At 65.4% G+C, this 10,644-nt stretch carries 7 protein-coding genes; 2 read left to right on the top strand and 5 right to left on the bottom strand.

Going from position 1 to position 10,644, the window contains the following annotated elements; genetic code table 11:
* Positions 1–61 precede the first annotated feature (61 nt).
* Positions 62–1,366, bottom strand: a complete 1,305-nt coding sequence (locus ACVN90_RS15550; RefSeq protein ID WP_475099115.1) for an ABC transporter substrate-binding protein — start codon at positions 1,364–1,366, stop codon at positions 62–64.
* A gap of 322 nt (positions 1,367–1,688) precedes the next feature.
* Here ACVN90_RS15550 and ACVN90_RS15555 point away from each other — a divergent pair, with 322 nt between their 5' ends.
* A complete protein-coding gene (locus ACVN90_RS15555; protein WP_475099116.1) occupies positions 1,689–3,005 on the top strand; it encodes a Gfo/Idh/MocA family protein in 1,317 nt (438 codons plus the stop codon).
* Between the two features lie 16 nt (positions 3,006–3,021).
* On the opposite strand, the gene ACVN90_RS15560 is transcribed toward ACVN90_RS15555, so the two are convergent.
* Complete coding sequence (locus ACVN90_RS15560; protein WP_475099117.1) at positions 3,022–4,854, bottom strand: substrate-binding domain-containing protein; 1,833 nt, start codon at positions 4,852–4,854, stop codon at positions 3,022–3,024.
* A 121-nt stretch (positions 4,855–4,975) separates the two neighbouring features.
* On the opposite strand from ACVN90_RS15560, the gene ACVN90_RS15565 reads away from it, so the two are divergent.
* On the top strand, positions 4,976–5,995 hold the full coding sequence (locus ACVN90_RS15565) for a LacI family DNA-binding transcriptional regulator (RefSeq protein ID WP_475099118.1): 1,020 nt from the start codon (positions 4,976–4,978) through the stop codon (positions 5,993–5,995).
* 86 nt (positions 5,996–6,081) lie between these two features.
* Here ACVN90_RS15565 and ACVN90_RS15570 read toward each other — a convergent pair whose 3' ends face one another.
* The 3 genes from ACVN90_RS15570 to ACVN90_RS15580 all read right to left on the bottom strand — a co-directional run bounded on the left by ACVN90_RS15570 (position 6,082) and on the right by ACVN90_RS15580 (position 10,404).
* Complete coding sequence (locus ACVN90_RS15570; protein ID WP_475099119.1) at positions 6,082–8,478, bottom strand: polysaccharide lyase family protein; 2,397 nt, start codon at positions 8,476–8,478, stop codon at positions 6,082–6,084.
* A gap of 424 nt (positions 8,479–8,902) precedes the next feature.
* On the bottom strand, positions 8,903–9,241 hold the full coding sequence (locus tag ACVN90_RS15575) for an acyltransferase (RefSeq protein WP_475099120.1): 339 nt from the start codon (positions 9,239–9,241) through the stop codon (positions 8,903–8,905).
* Positions 9,242–9,438: 197 nt separating this feature from the next.
* Complete coding sequence (locus ACVN90_RS15580; RefSeq protein ID WP_475099121.1) at positions 9,439–10,404, bottom strand: hypothetical protein; 966 nt, start codon at positions 10,402–10,404, stop codon at positions 9,439–9,441.
* Between the last annotated feature and the right edge of the window lie 240 nt (positions 10,405–10,644).

Consider the following 10,644-nt stretch of genomic DNA (forward strand, 5'->3'; position numbering starts at 1 on the left):
CCGTTCGGCGGCGAGGGAGGCCCGGGACAAAGGGCGGGCCTCCCCCTTCGGGTGCCGTCTATTACTGGTTGAGGACGACGTCCATCTCGGAGAAGAACTGCGAGACCGCGTCATCCACCGTGATCGTTCCGAATCCGAGCTCGACGCCCAGCTGACGGAACTTCTCTTCCAGACTTCCGGCGCCGACGATCGGCACCGGCGGGGCGTCGCCGAGGCGGTCGGCGATCGAGGCCTCGTAGTCCTTGATCTGCGTGCTGATCGGATCCAGCGCGGCAGCCTCGAGTGCGGTCTCCGAGGCCGGCAGGCCCCGGTTGGTGCCGAAGATCTCACCCGACTGCGGCGAGTTGATCAGGAAGTTGACGAGCGTCGCCGCCGCCTCCGGGTGCTCGGAGTTAGCCGAGATCGCGTGCAGCATGGACGGCTTCAGGTACAGGTCCTTCGCGCCCTCCTCGGTCACAGGCGGAGCGATGAGATTCAGCTCGGTGTAGCCCTCGCCCAGGCCGGCGAGGTAGCCCGCGCCGAAGTTGTCCCAGGACAGTTCGCTCGCCGTCTTGCCGGTCTCGAAGCCGCCCTTCGGGAAGACCTCCTCGAGCTGCTGCTGCGGAACCGTGATGCCATCACGCAGCGGTGCTCCGGACTCCCAGAACTCGGCGAGGCGCTTCTCGTCGAAGCCGGGCTCGCCATCCTCGCTGAACAGGTACGAACCCTCCGCGCGGAGCTGGATCTCGAAGTTCTGGATGCGGCCGGTGTAGTCCGTACCGCCGTAGAACTCGCCGCCGGCACCGTCGGTGACCTCGCCCATCCAGTCGGCGTAGTCCTCCCAGCTGCCACCGGCGAAGTCGTCGACGCCCGCCTTCTCGAGGAAGACCGGGTTGGTGAACAGCCCCCACGCGTTCGTGGAGGTCGGGATCGCGGTGGTCACGCCACCGACGACGCCGATGTCCAGAATGTTCTGCGGCAGCGGGTCGGTCTCGATGATGTTGCCGAGGTACGGGTCGAGGTCGAGCAGCAGGTTGTTCTCGGAGTACTGGCGCAGGTACGAGTAGTCGAACTGCATCACGTCGGGGAGGTTCCCGCCGGCGGCCTCGGTCTGACGCTTCTCCCAGAAGCTGGGGAAGTCCAGGAACGAGGAGTTGACCGTGATGTTCGGGTACTCCTCCTCGAACGCGGCGATGGCCTCGTCGTACAGGCCCGCGCGCACGTCGTTGCCCCAGAACGCGAGGGTCAGCGTGACCTTCTCGTCGGGATCGAGCGTCGGGGCCGTCGCCGGGGCGTCATCGTTTCCTCCGCCGGCGCAGCCGGCGAGCACCAGGGCAGTGCCGGCCGCGATTGCGGCGACGGCCAGTGCCCGCTTCTTGCTGAACATCCTTGTCCTCTCTTGGAACGTCTGCGTTCGCTATGCCCGCTGCACGTTCGTCTTGCTGTGTTTGCGGTCTTGACGCTTCCCCGGATGGAAAGCGCTTGCCTGGTTACGGTACACCACGACCTCGCAAGTTGGCAACCAGATTCTGAAATCGTTGTCCGAGCCGTTGCGTCATCGTGATCTTGGCAGCCTTTCTGGCTGAATCACGTGGGTGACCCAAAAGGATGACCACGTCTGCACTCTCTTGCGAGACGCTCAGTCTCACATATACTGACTTCAGAAAACGTTTCCTGAGAACGCTGTCCCCAAATCGTTAGGATGTCACGTGAGTATTCGCCGCTACGCCATCGTGGGTGCTGGCAGCCGATCGCAGCTGTACGCAGACGCGATCGGCAACACGTACGCGCATGTCGCTGAGCTCGTCGCGATCTGCGAACCGAACCCCGTGCGAGCCGAGCATGCTGTGTCTCGCGTGGTCGGCGCGGGTGCGCCCGCGCCGACCGTGTGGCATCCCGACGACCTCGAGAAGATGATCCGGGCCGATCGGATCGACCGGGTCATCATCACGGCGCGCGACGATCTCCATGCACCGCTGATCATCCGTTCACTCGAGGCGGGTGTCGATGTGATCGTCGAGAAGCCCCTCACCATCGATGCTGAGAGCGCTGCAGCGATCGAAGCGGCAGTCGGGCGTACCGGCCGCGAGGTCCTGCTCACCTTCAACTACCGCTACTCGCCGCGCAACAGCGCGCTGCGGCAGGTGATCCAGGACGGCTTGATCGGGAAGGTCACCTCGATCGACTTCCAGTGGATGCTGGACACCAAGCACGGGGCGGACTACTTCCGGCGGTGGCATCGGCAGAAGGCGAACTCCGGCGGCCTGCTGGTGCACAAGTCGAGCCATCACTTCGACCTGGTGAACTGGTGGATCCGGTCTACCCCGCGTCGCGTCTTCGCGTCGGGTGGGCTCCGCTTCTACGGCGACCGCAACGCGGCAGCTCGTGGGCTGGCTCCCAGCCCCGCTCGGGGGACCCACGATGGCGCTCGTGGCGCGTTCGAGCTCGACCTTCGCGAGCACCCCCTTCTGCAGAGCCTGTACCTCGACGCCGAGGCACACGACGGATACATTCGCGACCTCGACGTGTTCGGTGAGGGAATCACGATCGAGGACAACCTCGCACTCATCGTCGACTACACCTCCGGGGCAACGCTCAGCTACTCCCTGAATGCACATGCACCGTGGGAGGGCTATCGGGTCGCTGTGAACGGCACAGCCGGGCGCGTGGAGTTGGATGTCGTCGAGCGAGGTGTGGTCTTCGAGGGCGAGGGTCTTCTGGACCCGAGCGCGACGGCAGCGGATGCCTCTGGTTCCTTGAGGCCCGAGGGCGAACGCCTGCTTCTGCAGCGCCATTGGGAGGCGGCCGTAGAGGTGCCCATCGTGTCGGAGGCAGGAGGACATGGCGGCGGCGATGCGATCCTGCTCGCAGACGTATTCATCGGCGCGGGCGATGACCCTCTCGCGAGGCCGGCGAGCTGGCGCGACGGTATTCAGTCGATCGCCGTCGGGATTGCGGGCAACCGCTCCCTGGACACCGGGTGGCCGGTTCTCGTCTCTGACCTCGGCATCCAGCTCCTGAGGTAGCCGGGCCGGCACCACATCAGACGACTGGTGCGGGTCCGGTGCTCTTTCCGACGAGAAGCGCGGCGCTGACCGACCGAGCTTCTCCCGGCTCAGCGCCGTCGTCGAGCATGCGCCACGCTGCACGGGCGATGGCCCCACTATCAACCTTGACGGTGGTCAGCTGGGGATCGCTCAGTTCCGCAGCCCATCCACCGCCGAACCCGGCCACGCTGAGATCTCGAGGCACGTGCAGTCCGCGCTCCGAGAGGCTCCGCACGAGCCGGGCAGCCATCACATCGCTGTGCGCGACGACAACGGTCTCACGCTCCTCGAGGACGTTGCTCACCGTGATTGCAGCGACCTCCCCGCTGTGGCTGAGCGTTCGCACTGCTACGTCGCCGTGGGTTGCGGTGAAGAGGTCGATGCCCCATCGGCGCTGCGTCTCCAGCGGATCCAGGTCCGCTCCTGGGACGTAGGCGATCCGACGGTGACCGAGCGCATAGATATGCTCCAGGAGTCGCTGGAAGCCCTCGGTTGCTTCCACGGAGAGCTGGACAGCGTCGATCGTGCTCGGCTGATCGACGGCGACGCATGGAATACCGGCGGCGCGCGCACGCCCTGCGAGCTCACCGCTCAGCGGCCCCCAGACCAGCACGGCGTCGATCACGTTCGGATCTACCGCACCATCTGTTGCCAGGAGCATCTGCTGGCTTGCGATCACGCATTCGTACCCGTTGTCGCCGGCCATCGCGGACAGTACCCGGATGATCTCCCCCGTTTCCGCGTCGGGAAGCGGCGGTACCGCGATGGCGACGATACCCCGGCGGTGCGAGTTCGGCCGCGGGTGAGGACCAGCACCAGCAGGTGGAGCAATGACTCCCACTCGCTGCGGGGAACTGGCCCGGATCCGGAGGTTGCAGGGCAGTGACAGGTGTTCGCCCCGCGTGTCGGTGAGCGCGTGCTCGAGTGCAAGCTCGCCGGCTCGCCGCAGCGGCAGCATCACCGTGGTCAGGTGCGGCCGAAGGGCGCTGGCGAAGCCGTACTGACCGAACGCCGTGACCGCGACGTCCGCGCCGACCCGAAGTCCTCTCGACCGGATGTGCCGATACACCGCCGGGATGATCGTCCCCTCGACGCAGAGCACGACGTCCGCGTCGCCGAGCTCGAGCAGCTCGCTGTCTGCGGAGAGCGTCGACTGATCGCTGGTGAGCTCGGACAAACGGACTGCTGCTTCTTCCAGTCCGGCAAGAACGAATCCCTCGATGATTGCGTGAGTTCGTCCGGCGAGGTCGGACCGCTCGGACGACGCATTGAAGACAAGCGGCCGGCGGTAGCCCAGGCGGACAAGCTCACGCCCGAGAGCGTGCGCCGCAGTCACTTCATCGAACGCGCAGCTCGCGAACGGAAGGTCGAGCCCATCCACGATCGCCACCGATCCGCCGGATGCCTGATACGACTCCAACGACTTGATCAGGTCTGCGCGGATCGACGGATCCTGCACCCGCCCGGTGGCGAGCACCAGGGACCGTGGGCGCAGCGCGCGTGCGCTCGCGATCATCTCCAGCAGGTCGCCCGGATGGGTTTCACCGCCTGTCACGTTGACGACCAGACCGTGCCGGGATGCGGCGTCCACGACTCCGCGAGTGATTTCGACGCCGAACGGGCTTCGGAGGTAGTCGACGATCAGCGAGACTGTCTTCGTCGCCCCACGTGCCACGGCCTGGGCCGCGAGGTCTGGTTGGTATCCGAGACGCCGCGCCGCGATCTGGACGCGCTCTTGCAGGCTCGCTCGGACGGGACCGCCGCTGAGGGCCCGTGATGCACTCGCGACCGAGACGCCGGCCTCGATTGCGACCTCTTCCAGGCTCACCCGCGCTGCCCGTCCCGACGGGCTCAGCGGTAGGTCAGCGGAGGTCACTCCGGTATCCTGACACACGCCTACTCGCCCCGTTCAGGAGGGCACTCTGAAAGCTCGCACACCGAGATCGACTGTGACGCTGAGCGATGTCGCAGCGGCCGCCGACGTCTCACCTTCGACCGCCTCGCGCGTCCTCAACGGGGGCAAGCCCGTCAGCGAGGACCTGGATGCTCGCGTGCGGGAAGCGGCGTTGCGCGTGGGATATGTCTCGAATGCGGCCGCGAGCGCGATGCGCGGCCGGAAGACTCTGCTTGCGATCCTCACCGATGAACTCGGGGTGGAAGCTCTCGCTGAACTTGCCATCGCCGCGGGAGAGGCTGCGACGGTAGCCGAATTGACCACGACCGTCTCCTCTGCGGGAGTCGAGCCAGAACAGCAGCTCTTGGCACTGCGAGTACTGCGCTCGCTCAGGCCGCGCGCCCTCGTCCTCACGGGCGGATGGATCTCGGAACCGACGATTAGAAGTGCGGTCGAGAGCGAACTCCGGGACTTCGTTCGCGAAGACGCCGGTGATGTCGTCGTCATGGGTCCCGCGGTGTTCCCGTACCCCACGGTGAGCTTCGATGACTTCGAGGACGGACTGACGGTAGCCCGTCACATGACTACGAATGGTGGCACAACGGCGCTTGTGCTCGCAGGGCCAGAATCCAACGAGAGTTTCCGGTTGCGGGCAGCAGGGATCGTCGCCGGGCTCGAGGAGGCCGGAGTAGCCGACATCCGAGTGATCCACTCGCTCAATGAGAGCGACGACGCGGAGGCAGCCGTCGCGGCGAGCGTCACCGGTGCGGCGCCGCAGATGATCCTCTGCGTCAACGACAGGCTGGCACTGGGCGCATACGCTGCCATCGATGGGCTCGGTTTGCGGATCCCCCACGACATCGCGTTGAGCGGGATGGACGATCTGCCCATCGCACACGATCTGGATCCCGCGTTGACCACGATCGCCCACCCGCTCAGCGCCGCGGGTCGGCTCGTCGTCGAACTGGCGTTGCGCGGCGCTTCCGGCGCGGACCACCATGTCCTCCCGGGGACTTTGGTCGTGCGGGGCAGCAGTCGCCGAGCGGCTGTCGCTGTTGACGCTCTGGCTCCGTGAAATTGCGCGGGCCCCTGGCGCCGATTCCGACCGCGAATCGGGTGAGTGGGCGCCGAGCATACTCGGCGCCCACTCACCTCGGCTCATCAGCGGGCGGCACTCCAATCCAGCTGCACGAAGTCATACATGACGTTCGCATACACGGACGTCCAGCCCTCGGCGTTCGGCACGACCGCTGGTGTCAGCGCTATCACGTTCGTGCCCTTCTTCAGGAGGTTCGCGGGGATCTGCACCTGCAGTTCTCGCGCTTGACCTCGATCCGACTGGCGATAGAGCGCGTTGTCGCCTGACGGACCGGGGATCGTCTCCCACGTCGCAACGCGCGTGCCGTTCACTTCGACTGCCAGGCTTGCGAACACGGCGCTGGCGAGGCCGAGCGTGAGTGTCGCGTCCTTCTTGGGGTTGCCGTTCTGTTCCCAGGTGATCTTGCGCGTGGTCGGCGAGGAGTCGTACGGCACCTTGAGTTCCTCTGGATTGCCCGGCGTCTTCATCATCGGCTGGAAGTACGGCCAGTCCGTCGCGGGGTCATCGGCACCCACGTGGAAGTCGACGTCGTTCGGGAAGTCGAGGGGATACTGAAGCCACGTGCCGTACTCACGCCACGGCTCGAGTCCGGCAACCGGCGACGCGACACCCTCCGGCACGGCAAACTCGCCCGCAGAGCGATCCGGAACGCCGATTCGCCAGACCGTCTGGCCGGGGGCTCCAAGCTTCCATTGAACGTTGCCCAAGGCCAGTGTGGTCGATGCGCCGACGACGACGCCTTCCTTGGTGAGTTCACCGGGCACGCCGTCCACGAAAGCGTGCAGGGTGTAGTTGCCGGGACGGACGGCGGGGATGCGGAACGTTCCGGACGCATCCGCCTGAGCCGTGTACAGATACGACCCGTTGGAGCTCTGCCAATCGACGCCCGGGTCGGCCAGGATCACCCATGCACCGCTAGCGCTGGCTCCAGCCGTGGGGTTGAGGCGACCAGTCACGTCGGACCGGGTTTCGGCGGCATAGAGAGGCTCCGAGATCCAGCGATATGGCCACTTACCCACCTCTTCAGCGAGCTTCGCCTGGGCATCCGCCCACATGCTGGCGGTCGAGTCCCCCTCCTGCACGTGCAGGAAGAACGGACCGAACACCTTCTCCCACCCGCGCTGCGGCACGATGTCGGTTGCGCCATAGTGGCGAGAGTTCTCGTGCCAGTTCAGGATCTGACCGCTGGCGACGGTGTGCGTCGTCAATTCCTGCCGCGTCGGCCCGCCCGGCATCCAGTCCTTGTTCGGCTGCACCAGCGAAAGTCCGACCCCGTCGCCATAGATGCCGAACACACTGTTCGAGCCCTCGTCGTCGCTGATCTGCTGGTACTTCGAGTACACCGATCCATCGGGAAGACGGTATGTGGCGTCCTGTACCTCCTCGGGTGCGAAGTCTGCCTGCAGCGGCGCCACACCCTGGCGCTGGTCGTCGATCGCGTAGGAGTCGAAGAGCTTCGCGTCCGTCTTGAACGCGTAGCGCAGCTGCTGGATGGTGAGACCGGCAGGCATGTCGTCGGTGTACCTGTACACCGTGTAGTAGTAGAGCCCCTGAGAGTCCTTGTCGAGTGCGATGTGGATCTCGAGCGCGAACGGCAAGATCGCTGGATCATCCTGCGTGAGTACGATTTCGATCCGCTCGGCGTTCTGCTGAACCACCCCGAGGGTGGCGGATTTCACCGTCTGCTGCTTGGTGACACCATCGATGCTCCAGTTTGCGAGGTACTCGCCGCCCCCGCCTCGAAGGTAGTTGAGCGTGGGGTTCTCACCGTTGTGGTAGAGCGCGGTGATCGCAGCTGTCTTGGTCGCGATGCGGAGGGAGACACTCGAGTTCTTCAGCACGACGGAGCCACTTCCATCGTCGGTGAGGCTCAGTCCCGGCTCCCAGACGAACGGAGTGATGATCAGCGCGTTTATGCGCGCAGGAGTCGATCCCAAGTGCAGCGAGAGCTGCCCATCCTCCAGGTGAGTGTTGAAAGTCCGATCGACATAGGTGCCGGTTGCGGCACCGACACCCGAAACAACCGTCTCGCCTTCGGCTGTCGCGGTGATTCGACCCTGCGTGGCCGTTGGGTCGCCAGCGATCAGGCGAACCGTATAGTTGCCATTCGGCAGATCGACAGCGAAGTCGATCGAGTTGCCGAAGCAGAAGTCTGTGAGCAAAGGATCCGAGGTGTTGCGGTTCTTGCCGTCGATTCCCACCAACGACGTGAATCCGAAGCCGTTGGTCTGGTCATAGGCCGCTGTGCACGCGACTCCCGTGTAGCCGGTGGCCACGGGCCCAGGACCGAAGTCGAACGAGTAGCTCGACGTCGCAGCCGAGGCAGGTGAGTGCCCGGTGACGGCGCCGAGCAGGCCGATCACGAGCGCAACAACTACGAGGATCGCCGTCCTCAGACGCCCATACCCTTCGTGATTCCCGTCTCGAACGCGGGGTGATGCGGGGTGGATGGCGGTCATCGTGCCTCCCTTGGCGCGATCGGGATCGAAGGGGCTCCTGATATTCAGGCCCCCTCGAGCCGCACTGCTCGAAATGTGACGTATCCCACACTAAGGAAAGCGTTTCCCCCATGCGGGATAGCCCGAGTGTAGATGCTCAGGCAGGATTCCTGCAAGCCTTGTCCCACACAGCTATCCACAGTTTCAACTGTGCGTCAACGGTCGACGGCTTCCCGACCGCCATCAGGGAAAGCTCTGTCCCGTGTGGCCCAGGGCGTTACTGATGACGCACGCGCACTCTCAGGTCACGCCGAGAGCTGTCCGCGCAGGTGCGCATTCTGCCGACGGTTCACCGCGCACACCACCTCGCCGACGCGATGTCCGCTGGCCTCGACGGCCCGACGCGCGCTGGTGCGCCGCCAGCCCGGCTGACGTGCGCTCCCCCTCAGTCTCGGAGGTTGGCGGCGTGTCCGCGGACCTTGAGCAGTCGCGCGGGAGTTCCCCCGATGATGGACATCGCTGCATGAGTGCCCCGCACCACGCTGCCGGCAGCGACTACGCAGCCTCGACCGATGTGCGATCCGTCCAGGATGGTCACGTTTGCACCGATCCACACGTCGTCCTCGATAGTGATCCCCTCTCGCGTCACACCCTGCTCATGAATCGGGCGGTCGGGATCCTCGAAGACGTGATTGGCCGGGACGATAACGGTGTGGGTCGCGATACGCACGTTGTCGCCGATCGTCACTCCGCCATGGCCATATACGACGGTGTAGGGATTCACCGTGCAATTGTTGCCGAACTTGATCGAGCCTCCATACGGGAGGAGTAGGGCCCCCTCATGGATCTCGCAGTTCTCACCTAGCTCGATCGGGCCAGAGGCTCCGTCCAGTCGCGCCCCGGGTGCGATCCGCGTCCCGGTGCCCACTCGAACGGACTCTATTCCGGTTCGGGCGTTGCTCCACCACTCGTATGCGTTCGTCACTTGTGACCTCCCACTGGGACCGCGTGAACTCTGCTGAACGCCCAGGGCGCCTCGAGTTCCGGCCATCCGATCTCGACCATCATCTTGATGGCTCCCAGGTACATGAGCGTGCCCCACGTGTCGGCCTCGGCCCGTCCTGAGCTCATGCGGATACCGGCGTGCTCCCGCATTGCGGTCTGATGGTGGAACGAGAATCCTCCACCGGGCTTCTCCACCGGGAGAATGCGCGGCAGTGCCTGTCGCGCCCAGTCGCCGAGCTCCTCGCGCCGGTGACCGGTCCACGCCGCGGCCGAGTATGCCACGTGGGCAAGGTCGAGGTCATTGCACGCGAAGCCGGTGTCCCAGCCGTAGTAGTCCTCGTCACCCGCTGCCGACAAGCAGGCGTCGACGAGGGCGTCCGCATGCTCGATCGGCTGTCCCGACAGATTCCACGTCGAGCGCAGGACGTGGAAGGCGCGGTTGATGTGCGGAGTGAGGGGGCCGCCGACGTGCCCCCTCGGCCAGAAGCCAGAGGAGTCCTGCGCCGGCACCAGCATCCGATTGATCCACTCCCACTGCACGTCGGCCCCCGCGACATCGATGTGAGCGTTGTGGCGCACCAAGGGCGCGAAGTCTCCGACGCCGTCGGGTGTGTGAGCGATCCACTCCCAGTCGAGTCGCTGCTCGAGGTCGGCGATCGACGATCTCGCGAGATAGCGCACGGGATACGACAGCTGGGCGCCGAGCGCCTCGAGCGCGGCAGCGGTCGTCATCGTGAAGAAGCTGTCGCCTCGGGTGAGCTGATCCAGGTTCTCGGTCAACTGCCGGCCTCGCCAGGACGGATCGACCACGAGGCCCGTTTCCTCGACCTGATGAGCGGCGAGGTGGGCGATCCACTCGTCGCGCTCACTGGCACCGAGTGGCATACCGAGCATGACCCAGAGTTCGACTCCGCCCGTGGTGGCGTTGAGTTCGACCGGCACGGAAGCGCCGCTACACAGGCCGAACCCCGGCCCGTCCGGGTTGCGGCGGGACCTCAGCCAGGACGCTGCCCGTTCGGCGATGCGGCTCAGTAATGACTGCACCGACGCCGCGTCGGAGTCAAAATCTGGACGCCACGTAGTCGCCAGTCGCGCCTCGTCTGACACCCGAGCTATCCGTTCCTGTCATGTTGACCTTGATTGGCCTGAAGCTCGCCAACGCGACGGCTTCTTCTGTCGCCC

This window comes from Microbacterium sp. F01, from assembly GCF_056156365.1.

Coding starts and splice junctions, on each gene's coding strand:
- ACVN90_RS15550 (WP_475099115.1), bottom strand. CDS start 1,366: ATGTTCAGCAAGAAGCGGGCACTGGCCGTCGCCGCAATCGCGGCCGGC.
- ACVN90_RS15570 (WP_475099119.1), bottom strand. CDS start 8,478: ATGACCGCCATCCACCCCGCATCACCCCGCGTTCGAGACGGGAATCAC.